At 62.9% G+C, this 23,983-nt stretch carries 19 protein-coding genes; 16 read left to right on the forward strand and 3 right to left on the reverse strand.

The features are described from left to right. The 8 genes from rnhB to ispD all read left to right on the forward strand — a co-directional run bounded on the left by rnhB (window position 1) and on the right by ispD (window position 11,386). Complete coding sequence (gene rnhB / locus FPB55_RS05540; RefSeq protein WP_029886977.1) at window positions 1–624, forward strand: ribonuclease HII; 624 nt, start codon at window positions 1–3, stop codon at window positions 622–624. A 229-nt stretch (window positions 625–853) separates the two neighbouring features. Next, a complete protein-coding gene (gene dnaE, locus FPB55_RS05545; RefSeq protein WP_009686938.1) occupies window positions 854–4,378 on the forward strand; it encodes a DNA polymerase III subunit alpha in 3,525 nt (1,174 codons plus the stop codon). Window positions 4,379–4,484: 106 nt separating this feature from the next. Next, a complete protein-coding gene (locus FPB55_RS05550) occupies window positions 4,485–5,432 on the forward strand; it encodes an acetyl-CoA carboxylase carboxyltransferase subunit alpha (protein ID WP_054890067.1) in 948 nt (315 codons plus the stop codon). Window positions 5,433–5,566: 134 nt separating this feature from the next. Next, on the forward strand, window positions 5,567–6,850 hold the full coding sequence (gene tilS, locus FPB55_RS05555) for a tRNA lysidine(34) synthetase TilS (protein WP_144187677.1): 1,284 nt from the start codon (window positions 5,567–5,569) through the stop codon (window positions 6,848–6,850). Between the two features lie 268 nt (window positions 6,851–7,118). Continuing rightward, window positions 7,119–8,747: a CTP synthase gene (locus FPB55_RS05560; protein ID WP_012270851.1), complete on the forward strand. Its 1,629-nt coding sequence runs from the start codon at window positions 7,119–7,121 to the stop codon at window positions 8,745–8,747. Between the two features lie 200 nt (window positions 8,748–8,947). After that, window positions 8,948–10,237: a phosphopyruvate hydratase gene (gene eno, locus FPB55_RS05565; RefSeq protein ID WP_054890065.1), complete on the forward strand. Its 1,290-nt coding sequence runs from the start codon at window positions 8,948–8,950 to the stop codon at window positions 10,235–10,237. A gap of 163 nt (window positions 10,238–10,400) precedes the next feature. Next, the gene (ftsB, locus tag FPB55_RS05570) at window positions 10,401–10,682 is read left to right on the forward strand and encodes a cell division protein FtsB (RefSeq protein ID WP_009686932.1); all 282 of its coding nucleotides are present in this window, start codon (window positions 10,401–10,403) and stop codon (window positions 10,680–10,682) included. After that, complete coding sequence (gene ispD / locus FPB55_RS05575; protein ID WP_144187679.1) at window positions 10,679–11,386, forward strand: 2-C-methyl-D-erythritol 4-phosphate cytidylyltransferase; 708 nt, start codon at window positions 10,679–10,681, stop codon at window positions 11,384–11,386. The genes ftsB and ispD overlap by 4 nt, the downstream gene beginning before the upstream one ends. 469 nt (window positions 11,387–11,855) lie before the next feature. Here ispD and FPB55_RS05580 read toward each other — a convergent pair whose 3' ends face one another. Further along, window positions 11,856–12,752, reverse strand: a complete 897-nt coding sequence (locus tag FPB55_RS05580) for a LysR substrate-binding domain-containing protein (RefSeq protein ID WP_125855410.1) — start codon at window positions 12,750–12,752, stop codon at window positions 11,856–11,858. A 106-nt stretch (window positions 12,753–12,858) separates the two neighbouring features. On the opposite strand from FPB55_RS05580, the gene FPB55_RS05585 reads away from it, so the two are divergent. From FPB55_RS05585 to rpoS, 8 genes are all read left to right on the forward strand, one after another. Continuing rightward, window positions 12,859–13,971: an S-(hydroxymethyl)glutathione dehydrogenase/class III alcohol dehydrogenase gene (locus FPB55_RS05585; RefSeq protein ID WP_009686067.1), complete on the forward strand. Its 1,113-nt coding sequence runs from the start codon at window positions 12,859–12,861 to the stop codon at window positions 13,969–13,971. Between the two features lie 8 nt (window positions 13,972–13,979). Further along, window positions 13,980–14,834: an S-formylglutathione hydrolase gene (gene fghA, locus FPB55_RS05590; RefSeq protein WP_009686066.1), complete on the forward strand. Its 855-nt coding sequence runs from the start codon at window positions 13,980–13,982 to the stop codon at window positions 14,832–14,834. Window positions 14,835–14,983: 149 nt separating this feature from the next. Further along, on the forward strand, window positions 14,984–15,457 hold the full coding sequence (ispF, locus tag FPB55_RS05595) for a 2-C-methyl-D-erythritol 2,4-cyclodiphosphate synthase (RefSeq protein WP_054890407.1): 474 nt from the start codon (window positions 14,984–14,986) through the stop codon (window positions 15,455–15,457). Continuing rightward, the gene (gene truD, locus FPB55_RS05600) at window positions 15,454–16,512 is read left to right on the forward strand and encodes a tRNA pseudouridine(13) synthase TruD (RefSeq protein ID WP_144187681.1); all 1,059 of its coding nucleotides are present in this window, start codon (window positions 15,454–15,456) and stop codon (window positions 16,510–16,512) included. Before ispF ends, truD begins: the two co-directional genes overlap by 4 nt. Then, window positions 16,500–17,249, forward strand: coding sequence for a 5'/3'-nucleotidase SurE (gene surE, locus FPB55_RS05605; RefSeq protein ID WP_144187683.1), 750 nt, complete (start codon window positions 16,500–16,502; stop codon window positions 17,247–17,249). The genes truD and surE overlap by 13 nt, the downstream gene beginning before the upstream one ends. 35 nt (window positions 17,250–17,284) lie before the next feature. Then, complete coding sequence (locus FPB55_RS05610) at window positions 17,285–17,923, forward strand: protein-L-isoaspartate(D-aspartate) O-methyltransferase (protein WP_009686062.1); 639 nt, start codon at window positions 17,285–17,287, stop codon at window positions 17,921–17,923. A 219-nt stretch (window positions 17,924–18,142) separates the two neighbouring features. Next, window positions 18,143–18,988 carry a peptidoglycan DD-metalloendopeptidase family protein gene (locus FPB55_RS05615; protein WP_054881999.1) on the forward strand — a complete coding sequence of 282 codons (846 nt, stop codon included), beginning with the start codon at window positions 18,143–18,145 and terminating at the stop codon, window positions 18,986–18,988. 108 nt (window positions 18,989–19,096) lie between these two features. Beyond that, window positions 19,097–20,104, forward strand: coding sequence for an RNA polymerase sigma factor RpoS (rpoS, locus tag FPB55_RS05620; protein ID WP_009686059.1), 1,008 nt, complete (start codon window positions 19,097–19,099; stop codon window positions 20,102–20,104). A 521-nt stretch (window positions 20,105–20,625) separates the two neighbouring features. Here the strand turns inward: rpoS and fdxA are convergent. Then, window positions 20,626–20,949, reverse strand: coding sequence for a ferredoxin FdxA (gene fdxA, locus FPB55_RS05625; protein ID WP_004375459.1), 324 nt, complete (start codon window positions 20,947–20,949; stop codon window positions 20,626–20,628). Between the two features lie 140 nt (window positions 20,950–21,089). Next, on the reverse strand, window positions 21,090–23,663 hold the full coding sequence (mutS, locus tag FPB55_RS05630; RefSeq protein WP_115295227.1) for a DNA mismatch repair protein MutS: 2,574 nt from the start codon (window positions 23,661–23,663) through the stop codon (window positions 21,090–21,092). Between the last annotated feature and the right edge of the window lie 320 nt (window positions 23,664–23,983).

The following is a 23,983-nucleotide window of genomic DNA, read 5'->3' on the forward strand; positions in this document are numbered from 1 at the left end:
ATGCAATTTGGACTGGACTTCAACCTGGTCGAAGACCTGGTCGCCGGCGTTGACGAAGTGGGCCGTGGCCCGCTGTGCGGTGCGGTGGTAACGGCAGCGGTGATCCTCGACCCAACCCGGCCGATTCTCGGCCTGAACGATTCGAAAAAACTCACGCAAGCCAAGCGCGAGGCCCTGTTCGACGAGATTTGCGAAAAGGCCCTGAGCTTTTGCATCGCCCGTGCCGAGGTCGAGGAAATCGACCGGCTCAATATCCTGCAGGCCACCATGCTGGCCATGCAGCGCGCGGTCGAAGGCCTGCACGTCACACCGAAGCTTGCGCTGATCGACGGCAACCGCTGCCCGAAACTGGCCGTGCCGGCAGCTCCGGTGGTCAAGGGCGATAGCCAGGTCCCGGCGATTGCGGCAGCCTCGATTCTGGCCAAGGTCAGCCGTGACCGTGAAATGAGCGCGTTCGAGCTGATCTACCCCGGTTACGGTATCGGCGGGCACAAGGGCTACCCCACGCCGGTACATCTGGAGGCCTTGGCCCGGCTTGGGCCTACGCCCATTCATCGGCGTTCGTTCGCACCGGTGCGGGCCGCCTGGGACGCGCGTGAAGGCGTCATCGGTTCGCTGGTCTGACCAATGAGGCGTTATCGGGGGCCCTTGCAGGCGCTTTAGCCGCGAACACCGGCACAGCCGGTGCCGTGCACCGCGTCGCCTGCTTCGCGGGCAAGCCCGCTCCCACAATGAATCGCGCAGGCTTTTCAAATTTTGAGAAAGGCAGTTGCTCCTACACGCAGCCCCAAAACCCCCGCGCAATTAAGCTACAATCCCGCCCTTGTCGTTCAGCACTGCTACAGGATCTCCCATGTCGGTTCCCTTCGTTCACCTGCGCGTCCACTCCGAATTCTCGCTGGTTGACGGCCTGGTGCGGATCAAGCCGCTGGCCAAGGCGCTGGCCGGGATGAACATGCCAGCAGTGGCCATCACCGACCAGAGCAACATGTGCTCGCTGGTGAAGTTCTACAAGACGGCCATGGGCGCCGGCATCAAACCGATCTGTGGGGCAGACCTGTGGCTGGCCGGCGCCGACCCGGAAGCACCGCTGTCGCGCATCTGCCTGCTGGCCATGAATCCCAAGGGCTATCGCAACCTCACCGAGCTGATCTCGCGCGGCTGGACCGACGGCCAGCGCAACGGCCTGGTGATCCTGCAGCGTGAATGGATCGCGCCGGCCAGCGAAGGCCTGATCGCCTTGTCGGCCGGCAAGGAAGGTGACATCGGCATGGCCCTGCTGGCCGGCCGTGACGACGAAGCCCAGGCCCTGCTGCAAGACTGGATGGGCATGTTCCCCGAGCGCTTCTACGTAGAAGTGCAGCGCACCAACCGCGCTCGCGACGAGGAATATGTGCATGCTGCCGTGGCCCTGGCCGACAGGCTCGGCGCGCCGCTGGTGGCCACCAACGACGTGCGTTTCATCAAGCAGTCCGATTTCGACGCGCATGAAACCCGGGTTTGCATCGGTGAAGGCTGGACCCTAGACGACCCTCGCCGGCCGCGTTGCTACAGCGACCAGCAGTACCTCAAGTCGTCCGAGGAAATGGCCGAGCTGTTCAGCGACCTGCCCGATGCCATCGCCAACACCGTCGAAATCGCCAAGCGTTGCAACATCCAGGTGCAGCTGGGCAAGTACTTCCTGCCTGACTTCCCCACGCCCAACGGCATGGGCATCGACGACTACCTGCGGCACGTGTCCCACGAGGGCCTGGAAGAGCGCCTGGCGGTCCTGTGGCCGAAGGAGACCACGCCCAATTACGAAGAGAAGCGCCAGGTTTACCTCGACCGGCTGAAGTTCGAACTGGACATCATCATCCAGATGGGCTTCCCCGGTTACTTCCTGATCGTGATGGACTTCATCAAGTGGGCCAAGAACAACGACGTGCCGGTAGGCCCTGGCCGTGGTTCGGGCGCAGGTTCGCTGGTGGCCTATGTGCTGAAGATCACCGACCTCGACCCGCTGGCCTATGACCTGCTGTTCGAGCGCTTCCTCAACCCTGAACGTATTTCCATGCCCGACTTCGACGTCGACTTCTGCATGGATGGCCGTGACCGGGTTATCGACTATGTGGCCGAGGCTTATGGCCGCAACGCGGTCAGCCAGATCATCACCTTCGGCACCATGGCTGCCAAGGCGGTGGTGCGTGACGTGGCACGGGTTCAGGGCAAGTCCTACGGCCTGGCCGACCGCCTGTCGAAGATGATTCCGTTCGAAGTGGGCATGACCCTGGAGAAGGCCTACGAGCAGGAAGAGATCCTGCGTGACTTCCTCAAGGGTGACGAGGACGCCCGCGAAATCTGGGACATGGCGCTGAAGCTCGAAGGTGTGACCCGGGGTACCGGCAAGCACGCTGGTGGCGTGGTGATCGCCCCGACCAAGCTCACCGACTTCTCACCGATCGCCTGTGACGAAGAAGGCGGCGGCCTGGTAACCCAGTTCGACAAGGATGACGTCGAGGCGGCGGGGCTGGTGAAGTTCGACTTCCTCGGCCTGCGTACCCTGACCATCATCAAGTGGGCCATGGAGATCATCAACCGCGAGCAGGCCAAGAAAAACCTGCCCGACGTGAATATCGACTTCATCCCGCTGGACGACCGCAAAACCTACGAGCTGTTGCAGAAGGCCGAGACCACGGCGGTGTTCCAGCTTGAATCGCGTGGCATGAAGGAGCTGATCAAGAAGCTCAAGCCCGACTGCCTGGAAGACCTCATCGCACTGGTGGCACTGTTCCGCCCCGGCCCGCTGCAGTCGGGCATGGTGGACGACTTCATCAACCGCAAGCACGGCCGTGCCGAGCTGGCCTACCCGCACTCCGACTACCAGTACGAAGGCCTCAAGCCAGTGCTGGCCCCCACCTACGGCATCATCCTGTACCAGGAGCAGGTGATGCAGATTGCCCAGGTGATGGCCGGCTACACCCTCGGTGGCGCCGACATGCTGCGCCGGGCCATGGGCAAGAAAAAGCCCGAGGAAATGGCCAAGCAGCGCGGTGGTTTCATCGAAGGCTGTGTGGCCAACAATATCGATGCGGACCTGGCAGGCAACATCTTCGACCTGGTAGAGAAATTCGCCGGTTACGGCTTCAACAAATCCCACTCCGCGGCCTACGGCCTGGTGTCGTACCAGACCGCCTGGCTGAAAACCCACTACCCGGCACCGTTCATGGCGGCGGTGCTGTCGGCGGACATGCACAACACCGACAAGGTCGTGGTGCTGGTGGAGGAGGTGCGCAGCATGAAGCTGCGCCTGGATGCGCCGGACGTGAACTTCTCCGATTTCAAGTTCACCGTGAACGACGACGGCCGTATCGTCTACGGCCTGGGCGCCATCAAGGGCGTCGGCGAAGGCCCGGTAGAGGCCATCGTCGAAGCCCGTGCCCAGGGCGGGCCGTTCAAGGACCTGTTCGACTTCTGTGAGCGCATCGACCTCAAACGGGTCAACAAGCGCACCCTCGATGCGCTGGTGCGCAGTGGTGCGCTGGACCGGTTGGGCCCGCATTTCCATGACGAAATCAAGGCCTACCATGCCCACATCGACATTAACCGGGCGACCTTGCTTTCGGCACTGGGTGAGGCCATCAAGGCCGCCGAGCAGGCCGCGCATACCGCGGACAGTGGCCATGTCGACTTGTTCGGGGGCATGTTCGACGCGGCGGATGTCGATGTTTACGCCAACCACCGCAAGGTGCGCGAGCTGACCCTGAAGGAACGCCTGAAAGGCGAAAAGGACACCTTGGGGCTGTACCTGACCGGCCACCCGATCGACGAGTACGAAACCGAGATTCGCCGCTTCGCCCGCCAGCGCATCATCGACCTCAAACCGTCGCGTGAAACCCAGACCATCGCCGGCATGATCATTGCGCTGCGGGTGATGAAGAACAAGAAGGGTGACAAGATGGGCTTCGTCACCCTGGATGACCGCTCCGGGCGGATCGAGGCCTCGTTGTTCGCCGACGCCTATATCGCGGCGCAGTCGTTGCTGCAGGCCGACGCCATGGTGGTGGTCGAAGGGGAGGTCAGCAATGACGACTTCTCCGGTGGCTTGCGCCTGCGGGTCAAGCAGGTCATGACCATGGAAGACGCGCGCACCAAGCTGGCCGAAAGCCTGCGCCTGAAGGTGGCGCACGAAGCCTTGAAGGGCGACCGGCTGAAATGGCTGGGCGAACTGATCACCCGCCACCGCGGTGCCTGCCCGATCACGCTGGAGTACACCGGCAGTGACGCCAAGGCCATGTTGCAGTTTGGCGAGCAGTGGGCGATCGACCCTGCCGATGGGCTGATTCAGGCACTGCGTGACCAGTTCGGACGTGAGAACGTCTTCCTGCAATATCGTTGAACCGACAAAAATTTAATCTCGACCTGAATGCGCCTGATCCCTTAAGGTATGGCGCCAAACGGATCAACCGGCCGGCCGCCTGGCCGTAGACCCAAGACGGATGACTATGAACCCGAATTTTCTCGATTTCGAACAGCCGATTGCCGACCTGCAAGCCAAGATCGAAGGCCTGCGCCTGGTGGGTAACGACAATTCGCTGAACATCAGCGATGAAATTGCCCGTCTGCAAGACAAGAGCAACACTCTGACCGAAAGCATCTTCGGCAACCTGACCAGCTGGCAGATTGCACGCCTGGCGCGTCACCCACGTCGTCCCTACACCCTGGACTACCTGGAGCACATCTTCACCGAGTTCGAAGAGCTGCACGGCGATCGCCACTTCTCCGATGACGCTGCCATCGTCGGCGGCACTGCGCGCCTGGATGGCAAGCCGGTCATGGTCATCGGCCATCAGAAAGGCCGCGAAGTGCGCGAAAAGGTGCGCCGCAACTTCGGTATGCCGCGCCCTGAAGGTTACCGCAAGGCCTGCCGCCTGATGGAAATGGCCGAGCGCTTCAAGATGCCGATCCTGACCTTCATCGACACCCCGGGTGCCTACCCGGGCATCGACGCCGAAGAGCGCAACCAGAGCGAAGCCATCGCCTGGAACCTGCGGGTGATGGCGCGCCTGAAAACCCCGATCATCGCCACCGTGATCGGTGAAGGTGGGTCGGGCGGTGCACTGGCCATTGGTGTCTGCGACCAGCTGAACATGCTGCAGTACTCCACCTACTCGGTGATCTCGCCAGAAGGTTGCGCGTCGATCTTGTGGAAGACCGCCGACAAGGCTGCCGATGCTGCCGAAGCCATGGGCATTACCGCCGAGCGTCTGAAGAGCCTGAACATCGTCGACAAGGTCATCCAGGAGCCGCTGGGCGGCGCGCATCGTGACCCGGCTGCGATGTCGGAAAGCATCCGCGCTGACCTGGTGCAGCAGCTGGACATGCTCGGCAAGTTCGACAATGACGCGCTGCTGGCCCGTCGTTACGAGCGCCTGATGAGCTACGGTGTCTGATTCCGTGATGTGATCCGGGGCCGCTTTGCGGCCCATTCGCCGGCAAGTCCGCTTTCTCATAATGTGGGAGCTGGCTTGCCGGCGAATGGGGTGCAAAGCACCCCCCCGGCGATCTCAAGCCATGTGAGGCCTTCATGATCAACCTCACCCCCTGGCTCAACGCCCCCACCTGGTACATCGCCTTCTCCGGCGGCCTCGACTCTACCGTCCTCCTGCACCTGCTGGCCGACTACGCCCGCAGCCACGCAGCGCCGCCCTTGCGTGCGGTTCATGTCCACCATGGCCTGCAAGCCGCCGCTGACGCCTGGCCCGCCCATTGCCAGGCCGTCTGCGCCAACCTCGGCATCGCACTCGAGGTAATCCACGTTCAGGTCAGCCCCGGCGCCAGCCTGGAACAGGCGGCCCGCGACGCCCGCTATGCGGCTTTCCAGCAAACCCTCGGTCCGGGCGACATTCTGTTCACCGGCCAGCACCGTGACGACCAGGCTGAAACCCTGCTGTTGCGCTTGCTGCGCGGTGCCGGTTTGCGTGGCCTGGCGGCCATGCCGGGGCAGCGGCCGCTAGGGCAGGGCAGCCTGGTCAGGCCGTTGCTGGGCTGTGCCCGGCAGCAGTTGCAGGCCTATGCGCAGGCCCGCGGGCTCGCCTGGATCGACGACCCTTCCAACGCTGACACCCGTTTTGCCCGCAACTTTCTGCGCCGGGAGGTGATGCCGCAGTTGCAGCAGCGCTGGCCACAGGTTGGCCAGAATTTCGCCCGTGCCGCCGAGCACCTGGGCGAGGCGCTGGGCCTGCTCGACGAACTGGCCCAGGGCGATCTGGTGACCGCGCAGCAGGGGGCGCCTGCCGCCTGGCCGGGGCTGGCCTCCCTCGACCTGGCTAGCCTGGTGGCGCTGTCGCCGGCGCGCCAGCGCAACGCCTTGCAGTACTGGCTGAGCCAACGCACGCGGCTGCCCGATACCCGCCATTGGGCGGGTTGGGCAGACCTGCGCGATGCCGCCGCCGATGCCCAGCCGGTGTGGCGGCTGACCGACGGGCAGTTGCAGCGTAGCCAAGGGCGCATCTGGTGGCTGAGTGGCGACTGGCTGCAGCCAGCCGCCGGTCAGCTGGCCTGGCCGGATCCAGGTATGCCGTTGCCACTGCCGGGCAACGGTAACGTGCGGCTTGTTGGCGCAGCCGGGGTTGGCGGGCTACGGGTTGTCTACCGCCAGGGCGGCGAAATACTGGAGGTGCCCGGGCGCGGCCGGCGCGACCTCAAACGCCTGCTCAACGAGCAGCAGGTGCCGCATTTCCTGCGTGCGCGCCTGCCCTTGCTGTACCAGGGCGAGCGCCTGCTGGCAGTGGCCAATTTGCCCGGGCTGGGGCAGGCGGGTTGGCAGCTGCACTGGCAGTTACCGACGAACGCGCAAGGTTTGAGCTGAAGGGTACATTCGGGTAGACTACCCTCCCTTCTTGATACAGCTTCTGTGGGTTCCGCGAAAACACAGGAGTTGCCGATTACCAAGCAGTTTTTTGCTGGGCTGATTCTGAAATGACGAGCGAGCTCCATGCCGGGGATACCCCTGGTCTGTACAGACGCGGCAGTTGTTCGAGATGCACTGTGATTGACGCAGGTGATCGGGGGCTTCGGCCTTCCTTCGCTTTCTCCGGCGGCGCTGGCCGCCTTAACGCAGACTTCTAGGGTTTTTCATGACGCGCTACATATTCGTCACGGGCGGTGTTGTTTCTTCATTGGGGAAAGGCATTGCCTCGGCTTCCCTGGCGGCCATCCTGGAAGCGCGGGGCCTGAAGGTCACCATGCTCAAGCTGGATCCGTACATCAACGTCGACCCGGGCACGATGAGCCCGTTCCAGCATGGTGAAGTGTTCGTCACCCACGATGGCGCCGAGACCGACCTCGACCTGGGCCACTACGAGCGGTTCATCCGCACCACCATGACCCAGAACAACAACTTCACCACCGGCCGTATCTACGAGCACGTGCTGCGCAAAGAGCGCCGTGGTGATTACCTGGGCGCGACCATCCAGGTCATTCCGCACATCACCGACGAAATCAAGCGCCGCATCATCAAGGGTGCTGGCGACGCCGACGTGGCCCTGGTGGAAATCGGCGGTACCGTGGGCGACATCGAGTCGCAGCCATTCCTCGAGGCCATTCGCCAGTTGCGCGTCGAAGTGGGTTCCAAGCGCGCGATGCTGATGCACCTGACCCTGGTCCCGTACATTGCCACTGCTGGCGAAACCAAGACCAAGCCGACCCAGCACTCGGTCAAGGAACTGCGCTCCATCGGCCTGCAGCCAGACGTGCTGATCTGCCGTTCCGACCACCCGGTCGATGCTTCCTCGCGCCGCAAGATCGCGCTGTTCACCAACGTTGAAGAGCGTGCGGTGATTTCGCTGGAAGACGTCGACACCATCTACAAGATCCCGGGTGTGCTGCACGCACAAGGCCTGGACGACTTCGTCGTCGAGCGCTTCGGCCTGCAGTGCAACGGCGCCGACCTGTCCGAGTGGGACAAGGTGGTCGATGCCAAGCTCAACCCTGAGCACGAAGTGACCATCGCCATGGTCGGCAAGTACATGGAACTGCTGGATGCGTACAAGTCGCTGATCGAAGCGATGAGCCACGCCGGTATCACCAACCGTACCAAGGTCAACCTGCGCTACATCGACTCGGAAGACATCGAGAACCAGGGCACCAGCCTGCTCGAGGGCGCCGATGCCATTCTGGTCCCCGGCGGTTTCGGCCTGCGTGGCGTGGAAGGCAAGATCACTGCGGTTCAATATGCCCGTGAGAACAAGGTGCCGTACCTGGGCATCTGCCTGGGCATGCAGGTCGCGGTGATCGAATTCGCCCGTAACGTCATGGGCTGGAAAGACGCCAACTCCACCGAGTTCGACCGCAACAGCGGCCACCCGGTCGTCGGCCTGATCACCGAGTGGGCCGATGCCACCGGCGCGGTCGAAACCCGTGACGAGGCCTCCGACCTGGGCGGCACCATGCGCCTGGGTGCACAGGACTGCCAGCTGGCAGCCGGCTCCAAGGTGCACGACTGCTATGGCAAGGACGTGATCACCGAGCGCCACCGCCACCGTTACGAGGTCAACAACAACCTGCTGCCACAGCTGGTTGACGCCGGCCTGGTGGTTTCCGGTCGGTCCGAAGACGGCGCGCTGGTCGAAGTGGTCGAGTCCAAGGACCACCCATGGTTCGTTGCCTGCCAGTTCCACCCGGAGTTCACCTCCACCCCGCGTGACGGTCATCCGCTGTTCAGCGGCTTCGTCAAGGCGGCCCTGGCGCAGAAGAACAAGGCCTGATTTTTTCGGGTCTTTGGTGAGTTTTCCGACGGTTAAGTCCGCGCGAGGCTCATTTCTCGGGTAAAGTACGCCCCGATCTACCCCTGACCACTCGGTCAGGGGTTGCTTTTGCCAGGCCTGCCTGCTGCGTCCCTGCCTGGTGAAAGGCAAGAATTCCCTAAAGCTGCGTTGTTTTCGTCAATTCTGGAGTGCTTACAACAATGGCAAAAATCGTCGACATCAAAGGTCGTGAAGTTCTCGACTCGCGTGGCAACCCCACCGTGGAAGCCGATGTACTGCTCGACAACGGCATCATCGGCAGCGCTTGCGCGCCGTCCGGTGCTTCCACCGGCTCGCGCGAAGCGCTGGAGCTGCGTGATGGCGACAAGAGCCGTTACCTGGGCAAGGGCGTGCTGAAGGCTGTCGCCAACATCAACGGCCCTATCCGCGACCTGCTGCTGGGCAAGGACCCGGCTGACCAGAAGGCCCTGGACCGCGCCATGATCGAGCTGGACGGTACCGAGAACAAGGCCAAGCTGGGCGCCAACGCCATCCTGGCTGTTTCCCTGGCTGCCGCCAAGGCCGCTGCCCAGGACCAGGACCTGCCGCTGTACGCGCACATCGCAAACCTGAACGGCACCCCAGGCCAGTACTCCATGCCGGTTCCGATGATGAACATCATCAACGGCGGCGAGCACGCCGACAACAACGTCGACATCCAGGAGTTCATGGTTCAGCCGGTTGGCGCCAAGACCTTCTCCGACGGCCTGCGCATGGGCACCGAAATCTTCCACCACCTCAAGGCTGTGCTCAAGGCCCGTGGCCTGAATACTGCCGTGGGTGACGAAGGTGGCTTCGCCCCTAACCTGGCCTCCAACGAAGATGCCCTGGGTGCAATCGCCGAAGCCGTCGAAAAAGCCGGCTACAAACTGGGCACCGACGTGACCCTGGCACTGGACTGCGCCGCTTCCGAATTCTACGAAGACGGTAAGTACAACCTGTCCGGCGAAGGCAAGTCCTTCGATGCCGAAGGCTTCGCAGACTACCTCAAAGGCCTGACCGAGCGCTTCCCGATCATCTCCATCGAAGATGGCCTGGACGAGTCGGACTGGGCTGGCTGGAAAATCCTCACTGACAAGATCGGTGAAAAGGTCCAGCTGGTTGGCGACGACCTGTTCGTGACCAACACCAAGATCCTCAAGGAAGGCATCGAGAAGGGCATCGGTAACTCGATCCTGATCAAGTTCAACCAGATCGGCTCGCTGACCGAAACCCTCGAAGCCATCCAGATGGCCAAGGCTGCCGGCTACACCGCGGTGATTTCGCACCGTTCCGGTGAAACCGAAGACTCGACCATTGCCGACCTGGCCGTGGGTACCGCTGCGGGCCAGATCAAGACCGGTTCGCTGTGCCGTTCCGACCGCGTATCCAAGTACAACCAACTGCTGCGTATCGAAGAGCAACTGGGCGCCAAAGCGGTTTACCGTGGTCGTGCCGAGTTTCGCGGCTAAGCAAGAGATGGTAAAAAGGCAGCAGCCGGAGTTGTAGGAACGTTCTTACTGAACTTTCCTTCTTCCCAACGGGTTTCTGTCAACGAAGCCTGGCCTCGGCCAGGCTTCGTGCTATTCGAGCTCCCGTAAAATGCGCGGCAGCCTTTTTGACCTGGATAACGTGATGCGCAGTCCCTATTGGGTGTTCCTTATTCTGCTCCTGCTGTTGGGTGGCCTGCAGTACCGTCTGTGGGTCGGCAATGGCAGCCTGGCGCAAGTGACCGAGCTGAAGCAGCAGATTGCTGAACAGCACGCCGAAAACGAGCGCCTGCTGGAGCGTAATCGCGTGCTCGATGCTGAAGTGCTGGAGCTGAAAAAAGGCATGGAGACCGTTGAAGAGCGGGCTCGCCATGAATTGGGGATGGTCAAGGAGGGTGAAACCCTCTTCCAGTTGCCACAGAAATGATCGATACCTTACCGGCCTTCTGGGCCGTGATTCCAGCGGCGGGCGTAGGCGCCCGCATGGCTGCCGACCGCCCCAAGCAGTATCTGGAGCTGGCAGGGCAGACCCTTCTCGAGCACAGCCTCGACTGTTTTCTTGGCCACCCGACGCTTAACGGCGTGGTGGTCAGCATTGCCGAACACGACCCTTACTGGCCTGCCCTGGGCTGTGCCAGCGACCCGCGTATCCAGCGCGCGTCGGGCGGGCGCGAGCGCGCCGATTCGGTACTCAATGCCTTGCTGCTGCTGCATGCCCAAGGGGCGGCGGACAGCGACTGGGTGCTGGTGCACGATGCTGCGCGGCCCAACCTGGCGCGTAGCGACCTGGACAAGCTGCTGGCGGAGTTGGCGGATGACCCGGTGGGTGGCCTGCTGGCGGTGCCGGCGCGCGACACGCTCAAACGTGCCGATGGCAAAGGCCGGGTCAGCGCCACCGTTGACCGCAGCACCATCTGGCAGGCCTACACGCCGCAGATGTTCCGCCTGGGGGCGTTGCACCGGGCGCTGGCCGAGTGCCTGGTGTCGGATGTCGTCGTAACCGATGAAGCTTCTGCCATCGAATGGTCCGGGCAGGCGCCGCGGCTGGTCGAAGGGCGCAGCGACAACATCAAGGTGACCCGGCCGGAAGACCTGGAGTGGTTGCGCCAGCGCTGGGCAGGTCGACGCTGAGATCGCCGGGTCCGCTGCGCGGCCCATTCGCAGGCAAGCCAGCTCCCACAGGTACCCCACAGACCTGAGGCATCGCGGCACCTGTGGGAGATTCTATGGTTCCTGGCAAGGGTAGCCGGAGCATCTTCAGCGCCTGTGAGAGCGAGCGCCGCCCGCGCGGCGCAATCGCGAGCTGCGCTCGCTCCTACGTTTGTTTCGGGCCAGTAACGCCTGTGACAGGCGCGCGCGGCCGCCTTGTTTGTACGGCGCGATATTGAGGCATGCACCAAGGCGTTCGCGCGCGAATCCCACAGGAATAATTGGCCCGAAACAAACGTAGGAGCGAGCGCAGCTCGCGATTGCGCCGCGCGGGCGGCGCTCGCTCTAACAGGCGCTGCCATACCTTGTGGCAAACACCTGTCAGCCATAAGGCGATCCCTGTGGGAGCTGGCTTGCCGGCGATTGGGCCGCGCAGCGGACCCCTTTGCAATCAGGCCCCGCGATACTCCGGCAACCCCGCCAACCCTTCCTTCAGATAGTCCACCAACCGCCGCACCTTCGGCGACAGGTGCCGCTGTTGCGGGTACAGCGCCCAAACCGCGGTATTGGGCGGTTGATGCCCCTCCAGCAACGACACCAGCGCGCCGCTGTTCAGGTGCTCCAGTACGTAATAGTCCGGCAACTGGCACAGGCCCATGCCTTGCAAGGCTGCATCCAGAACCGCCTGACCACTGTTGCAACGCCAGTTGCCCTGCACCCGCTGGCTGATCTCGCGGCCGTCCTGCTGCAGTGCCCACGCATCCGAGCTGCCGATCAGGCAATTGTGCCGCGCCAGTTCCGACAGGCTGTGCGGCCGGCCATAGCGCTCCAGATAGGCTGGCGATGCGCATAGGTACATGCGCCGCGGCGCCAGGCGGGTCGCCACCAGTCGCGAATCGGCCAGCCTGCCCAGGCGGATGGCCAGGTCCATGCCTTCATGCAGCAGGTCAAGGGTGTGGTTGTTCAACTCCACATCCACGCGCAACTGGGGGTACAACGCCATGAAGCGTGTGACCAACGGCACGATGAAGCGCTCGCCATAGGCCACCGCGCAGGTCATGCGCAGCAGGCCCTTGGGCTCGCTGGCCAGGTCACCCATGGCGCGCAGGGCTTCTTCACGGCCATCCTGCAGGCGCTGGCAATGCTGCAGAAAGGTCTGCCCGGCTTCACTCAAGGTCACGCGGCGGGTACTGCGATACAGCAGGCGGGTCTGCAAGCGTTCTTCCAGCCGGGCGATCTGCCGGCTGATGTGTGACGACGAAACCCCCAGGCGCTCGGCGGCAGCCGTGAACTGCCCCGATTCGGCGACAGCCACGAATTCATCGATGCCTTCCCAGCGGTTGCTCATGATTATCCCTGCACAGCAATAATGTTTTGTCTTTGCCTGGATTATTCATCAAAAGTCAGTGAATTACACTGGTGGTCTGAACTGACACCCTGTCTGGAGACACTCGATGATCAAGTCCCGTGCTGCTGTAGCCTTCGAAGCCAAGAAACCCCTGGAAATCGTCGAAGTCGACGTGGCCATGCCCAAGGCCGGTGAAGTGCTGCTGCGCGTGGTCGCCAGCGGTGTCTGCCACACCGACGCCTACACCCTGTCGGGTGCCGACCCGGAGGGCATCTTCCCATCCATTCTTGGCCATGAAGGCGGTGCGATCGTCGAAGCCGTAGGCGAGGGCGTGACCTCGCTGGCCGTGGGCGACCACGTGATCCCGCTGTACACCCCGGAGTGCGGCAAGTGCAAGTTCTGCCTGTCGGGCAAGACCAACCTGTGCCAGGCGATCCGTGCTACCCAAGGCAAGGGCCTGATGCCGGACGGCACCACGCGCTTCTCCTACAAAGGCCAGCAACTGTTCCACTACATGGGCACCTCGACCTTCTCCGAGTACACGGTGTTGCCGGAAATCTCGGTGGCCAAGATCCAGAAAGAAGCCCCTCTGGAAAAGGTCTGCCTGCTGGGCTGCGGCGTGACTACCGGTATCGGTGCCGTGCTCAACACCGCCAAGGTCAAGCCGGGTGACACCGTGGCCATCTTCGGCCTCGGCGGCATCGGCCTGTCGGCAGTGATCGGTGCGGTGAAGGCCAAGGCCTCGCGCATCATCGCCATCGACATCAACCCGGCCAAGTTCGAGATCGCCCGTCAACTGGGCGCCACCGACTGCATCAACCCGAAAGACTACGACCGCCCGATCCAGGAAGTGATTGTCGACCTGACCGACGGTGGCGTGGACTTCTCCTTCGAATGTATCGGTAACGTGCAACTGATGCGTGCTGCCCTGGAATGCTGCCACAAAGGGTGGGGCGAGTCGGTCATCATCGGCGTGGCCGGTGCCGGCCAGGAAATCGCTACCCGGCCGTTCCAGCTGGTGACCGGCCGGGTCTGGCGTGGCTCTGCGTTCGGTGGCGTGCGTGGCCGCAGCGAGTTGCCGAGCTACGTGGAAATGTCCGAGAAAGGCGAGATTCCGCTGGATACGTTCATCACCCACACCATGGGCCTGGAAGACATCAACAAGGCCTTCGACCTGATGCATGAAGGCAAGAGCATTCGCAGCGTCATCCACTTCTGAGGTGCGCCATGAGCCTGGATAACATCTCTTGCCAGAAAAGCTTCGGCGGCTGGCACAAGCGCTACCGGCACCATTCCAGCGTGCTGGGTTGCGACATGGTGTTCGCCGTGTACCTGCCGCCACAGGCCGAGCAGGGTGCCAAGCTGCCGGTGCTGTACTGGCTGAGCGGCCTGACCTGTACCGACGAAAACTTCATGCAGAAGGCCGGCGCCCAGCGCCTGGCTGCCGAACTGGGGTTGATCATCGTTGCGCCGGATACCAGCCCGCGTGGCGAGCAGGTGCCTGGCGACCCGGACGGCGCCTGGGACTTTGGCCTTGGGGCCGGCTTCTACCTCAATGCCACCCAGCAGCCTTGGGCCAAGCACTACCGCATGCATGACTATGTGGTAGAGGAGCTGCCGGCGTTGATCGAGGCGCATTTCCCGGCCTCGGCCGAGCGCAGCATCAGCGGCCATTCCATGGGTGGGCACGGTGCGCTGGTGTGCGCTTTGCGCAACCCGGGGCGTTATCGCTCGGTGTCGGCGTTTTCGCCGATCAGCAACCCCATGGATTGCCCGTGGGGCGAGAAAGCCTTCAGCCGCTACCTGGGTGACGACCGCGCGCGCTGGCGTGAGTGGGATGCCAGCGTACTGCTGGCCGAGACGGCCGCTGGCCAGTGCCCACCGTTGCTGGTGGACCAGGGCGACCGTGACGACTTCCTCGAAAAGCAGCTCAAGCCTGAAGCGCTGGAGCAGGCAGCACGCAAAGGTGGCCACGAGCTGACCCTGCGCCTGCAGCCAGGCTATGACCACAGCTACTACTTCATTGCCAGCTTCATCGAAGAGCACCTGCGCCACCATGCGGTGGCGCTGGGGCGGGTGTAGGGCTTTGCATTTTCGGTGTCTGTGAGATCGAGCGCCGCCAGCGCGGCGCTTGATCGCATAGGCGCTAAAATTCTCAGGCGATCACCTCCAGCCCCAATGGCAGCCAAAGCAGGTAGAATCACGCCCTGACTCATTCAGGGCGTTTTCTTATGCGTATTGGCCACGGCTACGATGTGCATCGTTTCTGCGACGGTGATTTCATTACCTTGGGCGGGGTGCGTATCCCGCACACATTCGGCCTGCTGGCCCATTCCGACGGCGACGTGCTGCTGCACGCCCTGAGCGATGCCTTGCTTGGCGCTGCAGCGCTGGGTGACATCGGCAAGCACTTCCCCGACACCGACCCCCAGTTCAAGGGTGCCGACAGCCGCGTGCTGTTGCGGCACGTGGTGGGCATCGTTAACGCCAAGGGCTGGAAGGTCGGCAACGTCGACGCCACCATCGTCGCCCAGGCGCCGAAAATGGCCCCGCACATCGACACCATGCGGCAGTTGATCGCCGAAGATCTGCAAGTCGAACTCGACCAGGTCAACGTCAAGGCCACCACCACCGAAAAACTCGGTTTCTGCGGCCGCGAGGAGGGCATTGCCGTGCATTCGGTTGCCCTGCTGCTGCCAGCATGACGGAACTGCAACTGCTGGGCCCGCGTGCATCGGGCGAGGTATTGGGCACCGCTGTGCTCAAGGGAGTGGCCGAGGATTTCCAGGTCGACGAGGTGTTGGATATCCCGTTGTCGGGCCAGGGCGAGCACCTGTGGTTGTGGGTCGAAAAGCGTGACCTCAATACCGAAGAAGCCGCCCGCCGCCTGGCCCGCGCCGCAGGCGTGCCGGTGCGCAGCATCAGCTATGCCGGGCTGAAGGACCGCCAGGCGCTGACCCGCCAGTGGTTCAGCCTGCACCTGCCAGGCAAGGCCGACCCGGACATGTCACGCGCCGAAGATGCCACCCTGCGCGTGCTCAAGCAGGTGCGCCACCAGCGCAAGCTGCAGCGTGGTGCGCATTCGGCCAACGGCTTCACCTTGCGCCTGACCGCGCTGAATGCCGATCACCAGGCGCTGGATGCGCGGCTGCAACTGCTCAAGCAACAAGGCGTGCCCAACTACTTCGGCAGCCAACGCTTCGGTCACGGCGGTGGCAATGTCCATGACGCCCTGGACTGGGCGGCGCGCAAGGCCTTGCCCGAGCAACGCAACACGCGCTCACGGCTGCTGTCGGCCGGGCGCAGCTACCTGTTCAACCAGGTGCTGGCGGCGCGTGTCGCCGACGGCAGCTGGAACCGGGCCCAAGTCGGCGATCTGCTGGCGTTCACCGACAGCCGCAGTTTTTTCCCTGCAGGTGAAGCGGAATGTACCGACCCGCGCCTGGCCATTCTCGACCTGCACCCGACTGGCCCGATGTGGGGCGCGGGCGGTTCGCCCGCCGCCGCCGCGCCCGCGCAGCTGGAAAATGCCGTAGGCGACCAGCAACCGGCGCTGTGCCAGTGGCTGGCCCTGGCGGGCATGGATCACGAACGGCGTATTCTGCGGCTCCCTATTGGCGGCCTTACGTGGCATTATCCCGAGCCTGATATCCTGCAACTGGAATTCGTCCTGCCGGCCGGATGCTTCGCCACCGTGGTGGTGCGTGAAGTCGTGGATCTGGTGTCGGCAGGGCAGACGGACAGCCCATGCGTATTCTGATTTCGAACGACGACGGTGTTACCGCACCCGGGATCGCCGCGCTGCACGCTGCGCTGGCGGATTACGCCGAGTGCGTGGTAATTGCCCCGGAGCAAGACAAGAGCGGCGCCAGCAGTTCGCTGACGCTGGACCGGCCCCTGCACCCGCAGACCTTGGCCAACGGCTTCATCAGCCTCAACGGTACGCCGACCGACTGCGTGCACCTGGGGCTCAACGGGCTGTTGCCGTACACGCCGGACATGGTGGTGTCGGGGATCAACCTGGGGGCCAACCTGGGGGACGACGTACTGTATTCGGGTACGGTCGCCGCGGCGCTGGAGGGGCGCTTCCTCGGGGGGACATCGCTGGCGTTCTCGCTGCTCTCGCGCCAGCCCGACAACCTGCCGACCGCTGCGCATATCGCCCGGCGCCTGGTCGAGGCGCAGTCGCGCCTGGCACTGCCCCCGCGTACCGTGCTCAACGTCAACATTCCCAACCTGCCGTTGGCGCACATCCGCGGCATCCAGCTGACCCGCCTGGGGCACCGCGCGCGGGCTGCCGCGCCAACGAAGGTGGTCAACCCGCGCGGCAAGGAAGGCTACTGGATCGCCGTTGCCGGCGATGCCGAGGACGGCGGCCCGGGCACCGACTTCCATGCGGTGATGCAGGGTTACGTGTCGATCACCCCGCTGCAACTCGACCGCACCTTCAGTGATGCCTTCGAGCAGCTCGATGGTTGGCTGGAGGGCCTGCTCTGATGCGCGAGGACGATATGCTGCGGCGGGGCATCGGCATGACCTCCCAACGGACCCGGGAGCGGCTGATCCAGCGCCTGTGCGAAGAGGGCGTCTCGAACACCCAGGTGCTCGACGTGATCCGCCGCACCCCGCGCCACCTGTTCGTCGACGAAGCGCTGGCGCACCGCGCCTACGAAGACACCGCACTGCCAATCGGCCACAACCAGACCATCTCGCAGCCATTCATGGTTGCCCACATGAGCGAGTTGCTGCTTGAAGCCGGGCCGCTGGACAAGGTGCTGGAGATCGGCACCGGGTCCGGCTACCAGACGGCGGTGCTGGCGCAGTTGGTCGAGCGGGTATTCTCGGTGGAGCGCATCAAGGTGCTGCAAGACCGTGCCAAGGAGCGTTTACTGGAGCTGAACCTGCGCAACGTGGTGTTCCGCTGGGGCGACGGTTGCGAGGGCTGGCCGGCGCTGGCACCGTACAACGGCATCATCGTCACCGCCGTGGCACCGGAAGTGCCCCAGGCGCTGCTTGACCAACTGGCTCCCGGTGGCCGGCTGGTCATACCGGTAGGGCCTGCGGGCGAAGCGCAGCAATTGATGCTGATCGTCCGCGAAGAGCATGGCTTCTCGCGTCGCGTACTCGGTGCGGTGCGTTTTGTCCCGTTGCTGAACGGGCCGCTGGCCTGAGCAGCACTGGTGCGCGGCCCGGGGTATTTTTGCGTGGGCGGCGAATTCTCGCGGCGCCGCCCTGTCTATCAGGCGGGCGTGGCGTAAACGCATCGCTTGCAGTAATGCTGCGCAACAGCCTGGCGGCGGCCTGCCAATCCCGGCTCGCTTGGTTATAATTGCAACAATATTGCATTTCTTGTCTTCATATCGTTTTTCGGCACCATGAGGGGAGCGCGGGTGGGTCACACAGTCATTCGGCAGCGCAAGGACGGTTCGGGCTTCAAGCTTCTGGTGATTGCATTGGCCATGGGCACGCTACTGGTGGGTTGCTCGAGCACCGGCAGCAACAGCGCGCGCGTGGTCGACCGCAACAGCAGTGCGCCCAAGCGCCCGACGGTGACCTCCGGGCAATACGTCGTCAAGCCTGGCGATACCCTGTTCTCCATCGCCTTCCGTTATGGCTGGGATTACAAGGAGCTGGCGGCCCGTAATGGTATCGCGCCGCCTTACACCATCCGCCCGGGCCAGGCCATTCGTTTCAGCAGCGGCTCCGGCAGCAGCACCACAGTGGTGTCCGGCCCGTCCTCTTCAAGCCGCACCACGGTCACGCGGCGGCCTGTCACAGCGCCCGCCAGTTCCAGCAAACCCGCTACCCCGGCTGGCACCACCAGCGCGCCGGTGGTCGCCACTGTGCCTGCCGCAGAGCGCGCGGTGGGGGGGTGGACCTGGCCCGCCAATGGGGTGCTGATTGGAAAATTTGCTTCAAACGGTAGTTTGAATAAAGGCATTGATATCGCCGGTGATTTGGGACAGCCTGTTTTTGCTGCGTCTGATGGTGCAGTGGTTTACGCCGGGAGTGGATTAAGGGGCTACGGCGAGCTGATCATCATCAAGCACAGCGATACCTACGTCAGTGCCTACGGTCACAACCGCAGGCTGTTGGTTCGGGAGGGGCAGCAGGTCAAGGCAGGGCAGTCGATTGCTGAAATGGGGTCCACGGGCACTGATCGGGTGAAGCTGCATTTCGAGATTCGCCGCCAGGGCAAACCCGTCGATCCGCTCCAGTTCCTGCCACGTCGTTGACCGTTGTACCCGGCCTGTTCCTGTGATGTAGAGGGGACAGGCTCAAGCGCTGCCAGGGATAAAGGTGCCGCTCGAGTCTGAGTTCGAACTCAGCAAAGGACTATAACAATGGCTCTCAGTAAAGAAGTGCCGGAGTTTGACATCGACGATGACGTCCTCCTGATGGAGACGGGCATCGTTTTGGAAACGGATGTGGTGTCAGACGAACCTGCTGTATCTTCGGTTCGGACGAGGGCCAAATCGGGCTCTTCGCTCAAGCAACACAAGTATATCGATTACACCCGGGCGCTAGACGCCACCCAGCTGTACCTCAACGAGATCGGTTTCTCGCCACTGCTGTCGCCGGAAGAAGAAGTCCATTTTGCGCGTCTGTCGCAAAAAGGTGATCCTGCCGGCCGCAAGCGCATGATCGAAAGCAACCTTCGCCTGGTTGTGAAAATTGCCCGTCGTTACGTCAACCGTGGCCTGTCGTTGCTCGACCTGATCGAGGAAGGCAACCTGGGCCTGATCCGTGCGGTGGAGAAGTTCGACCCGGAGCGCGGTTTCCGTTTTTCGACCTATGCGACCTGGTGGATTCGCCAGACCATCGAACGGGCGATCATGAACCAGACCCGCACCATCCGCCTGCCGATCCACGTGGTCAAGGAGCTCAACGTCTACCTGCGCGCTGCGCGCGAGTTGACGCAGAAGCTGGACCACGAACCCTCGCCGGAAGAAATCGCCACCTTGCTGGAAAAGCCCGTTGCCGAGGTCAAGCGCATGCTCGGCCTGAACGAGCGGGTGTCGTCGGTAGACGTTTCGCTCGGCCCGGATTCGGACAAGACCCTGCTCGATACCTTGACCGACGACCGTCCCACCGACCCCTGCGAACTGCTGCAGGACGACGACCTGTCGCAGAGTATCGACCAGTGGCTGGGCGAGTTGACCGACAAGCAGCGTGAGGTGGTGGTACGCCGCTTCGGGCTGCGCGGGCACGAAAGCAGCACCCTGGAGGATGTTGGGCTGGAGATTGGCCTGACCCGCGAACGGGTGCGGCAGATTCAGGTAGAAGGCCTGAAGCGCCTGCGCGAGATCCTGGAGAAGAACGGCTTGTCCAGCGAGTCTTTGTTCCAGTAGCCAAAGTAGTCGCTCACGAACGCCCCGATAACCTCGGGGCGTTTTTGTTTGTGCGCTGAAGCACAGCGAAAGCTGCCTCAGAACTGCCCGGCAAGAAACCTGTCAAATATGTATTGCGCTATCCCGCTAACACCTGCTGTAAGCCTTTGCTTACTCGTGCTGTAAGCCATTCTAGCGAGCGGCAGTAAATCAATGTCGTTTTCAGATACTGGTTTTTCATAACCTGTTGAAAAACAAGGGTTATCTTCAAGTGAGTAAATGTTTCCCCGGCAATATCCGGCAAACTCCGGCGCTTGCCCGCGCTGCTGAACCCGCTAGTATTCGAACTGTGCACAGGGACATGCACAGGCTTTCAGGATGAAGGCCAAGGACATCGCAAGACGCGATTTCATCAGGATGATGTTTGGGACAAGCAGGGACTACGGAAAAAAATGTGGGCGGGTCAAACCGCCCCTTTTTTTGTCCGCAGTTTTGCCGGCACAAAAAAAGGCCCCGCAGGGCCTTTTGGCATTTCAGCGCTATCAGCGCTCCAGGTCGGCAATCTTGCCAGTCTTGCCATCCCACTCTTCGGCGTCTGGCAGGGCATCCTTACGCTCGGTAATGTTCGGCCAGATTTCCGCCAACTCGGCGTTCAGCTCGATGAAGTTCTCCATGCCCGCGGGCACTTCGTCTTCCGAGAAAATCGCTTGCGCTGGGCACTCCGGCTCGCACAGGGCGCAGTCAATGCACTCGTCCGGGTGGATAACCAGGAAGTTCGGGCCTTCGTAGAAGCAGTCCACCGGACAGACTTCCACGCAGTCGGTGTATTTGCATTTGATGCAGTTGTCGGTGACAACGAAGGTCATTTTTAATTCTCTCCTCAGGCGACGGCGGCGGCCCTTCCTCTCGGGGCCGCGCGGTTTACGGGCATGTGGCTGCAGGCCAGGCTAATAACCTGCAGCACCAGCAAACCGCGGCGGATTCTACCAGCTTGTAATGGGCGCCGTTATAACAGGTTCTTTAGTTGATATAGCATTTCGATAGCTTGACGCGGGGTCATGTCGTCCAGCTGCAGTTTGCCCAGCTTTTCGATGGCCGGGTGTGGCAGGCTGGCGAACAGGTCGCTCTGGTGCGGCACCTGCGGCGCGTCCTTGGCCTTTTGGGCCACGGGCTGCTCATGGGGCAGGCTGCTGGTTTCCAGCCGGCCAAGGTGTTCGCGGGCACGCTGGATCACCACGGCCGGCACGCCCGCCAGTTGTGCCACCGCCAGGCCGTAGCTCTGGCTGGCAGGCCCAGGCAGTACGTGGTGCAAGAACACGATGCGTTCGTTGTGCTCGGTGGCGTTCAGGTGCACGTTGGCCACCAGTGGCTCGCTTTCCGGCAGCACGGTGAGCTCGAAATAGTGGGTGGCGAACAGCGTGTAAGCGCGCAGTTCGGCCAGCCGCTCGGCGGCGGCCCAGGCCAGCGACAGGCCGTCGAAGGTGCTGGTGCCCCGGCCCACTTCGTCCATCAGCACCAGGCTGCGGTCAGTGGCATTGTGCAGGATGTTGGCGGTTTCGCTCATCTCGACCATGAATGTCGAGCGCCCGCCGGCCAGGTCGTCACTGGAGCCGATACGGGTGAAGATGCGGTCGACCAGCGACAGCTCGCAGCTGGCAGCCGGTACGAAACTACCGATGTGGGCCAGCAGCACGATCAGGGCGGTCTGGCGCATGTAGGTGGACTTACCGCCCATGTTCGGGCCGGTGATGATCAGCATGCGCGTGTTGTTGTCCAGGCCCAGGTCGTTGGCCACGAACGGCGTGGTCAGCACCTGCTCGACGACCGGGTGACGGCCTTGCTCGATCCGCAGGCAGGGCTCATCGACAAAGCGTGGGCAGTTCAGGTCGAGGTTCAGCGCGCGCTCGGCCAGGTTGCTGAGTACGTCCAGTTCGGCCAGGGCGGCAGCGCTGTCCTGCAGCGGCGCCAGGTGGCTGATCAGGGTTTCCAGCAGGGCGTCGTAGAGCATCTTCTCGCGGGCCAGGGCGCGGCTCTTGGCCGACAGTGCCTTGTCCTCGAAGGCCTTCAGCTCCGGCGTGATGAAGCGTTCGGCACCTTTGAGGGTCTGGCGACGAATGTAGTCGCCGGGGGCCTGTTCGGCCTGCTTGGTCGGCAGCTCGATGAAGTAGCCGTGCACCCGGTTGTAGCCGACCTTCAGGTTGGCCAGGCCGGTACGCGCCTTTTCGCGGGCTTCGAGGTCGATCAGGAACTGCCCGGCGTTTTCGCTGATGGCCAGCAGGTCGTCCAGTTCGTTGTCGTAACCGGCCTTGAGCACGCCCCCATCGCGGATGACCGCCGGCGGGTTGTCGATGATCGCCCGTTCCAGCAGGCTGGCCAGCTCGGGGTAGGTACCGGTGATCGCAGCCAGGCGTGCCAGGTGCGGCGCTTCGAGCTCGGTCATGGCGTTCTGCAGCTCGGGCAGCGCGCCCAGGGCGTCGCGCAGCCGGGCCAGGTCACGCGGGCGAGCATTACGCAGCCCGATACGCGCCAGGATGCGCTCGATGTCGCCAATTTCTTTCAGCTGTGGCTGCAGCTTTTCGAAACGGTAGCCGTCGAGCAGGCAGCGAATCGAGTCCTGGCGTGCCTGGAGCACCTTGAGGTCGCGCAGCGGGCGGTTCAGCCAGCGGCTCAGCAGGCGGCTGGCCATGGCCGTCTGGCAGCGGTCGACCACCGATTGCAGGGTATTGTCGCGCCCGCCGGCCAGGTTAATGTCCAGTTCCAGGTTGCGCCGGCTGGCGCCATCGAGGATGACCGTATCGTCCAGGCGCTCATGGCGCAGGCTGCGCAGGTGCGGCAGCGCCGTGCGCTGGGTTTCCTTGGCGTAGGTCAGCAGGCAGCCAGCGGCACCGATGGCCAGGGTCAGCTTGTCGCAGCCGAAGCCTTTCAGGTCCTTGGTTGCGAACTGCTGGCACAAGGCCTTGCGCGCTGAGTCGCGGTCGAAGTCCCACGGTGCACGGCGCCGCGCCCCCGGGCGCTTCTCGGCGGGCAGGTCGCGTGGCCAGTCGTCGGGGATCAGCAGCTCGACCGGGTTCAGGCGCTCGAGTTCGGCCAGCAGGTTTTCCCAGCCCTTGATCTCCTGCACGCTGAAGTTACCGCTGGTGATGTCCAGTACGGCCAGGCCGAACAGGCGCTCGTCACCGAGCAGCGCGGCAATCAGGTTGTCGCGGCGTTCGTCGAGCAGGGCTTCATCGCTGACCGTGCCGGGGGTGATGATGCGCACCACCTGGCGCTCGACCGGGCCCTTGCTGGTCGCCGGGTCGCCGATCTGCTCGCAGATCACCACCGATTCGCCCAGTTTGACCAGCTTGGCCAGGTAACCTTCCAGCGAATGGAACGGAATCCCGCACATGGGGATGGACTGGCCGGCCGACTGGCCGCGCGCGGTCAGCGTGATGTCCAGCAGTTTGGCGGCTTTTTTCGCATCTTCGTAGAAGATCTCGTAGAAGTCGCCCATGCGGTAGAACATCAACTGCTCCGGGTGCTGATTCTTCAGCTTCCAGTACTGTTGCATCATCGGGGTGTGTGCGGAGAGATCAGAAATTGCTTTGTTCATCAGGACCTTAAGGAGCAGCAGCCACTGGTCTGGGGCAAAAATGGGGTAAAACGCGGTGCTCACTATTCGAGCAGGCGCTGCGCGACGAAGGGTATCACGACGGCCTAGTAGGTGCACTCAACCGGGTGCGAACGAGCAGGAGAGAAAATTGACAAAACTAAGCTGCTTCACTTTATAGGGGCGATGTAGCAAAATGATGGCAAAGTGATTCTACCCCGGTGTCAGCCATCACTGCTATGCTCGGGTAGACGCCCCGTCTACCTTTTTTTGGGGCAGATATATTACTACTTGAATGGAACGGTCGAGCA

The organism is Pseudomonas sp. BJP69, from assembly GCF_007633355.1.
In the GTDB taxonomy this organism is placed as follows: domain Bacteria; phylum Pseudomonadota; class Gammaproteobacteria; order Pseudomonadales; family Pseudomonadaceae; genus Aquipseudomonas; species Aquipseudomonas juntendi.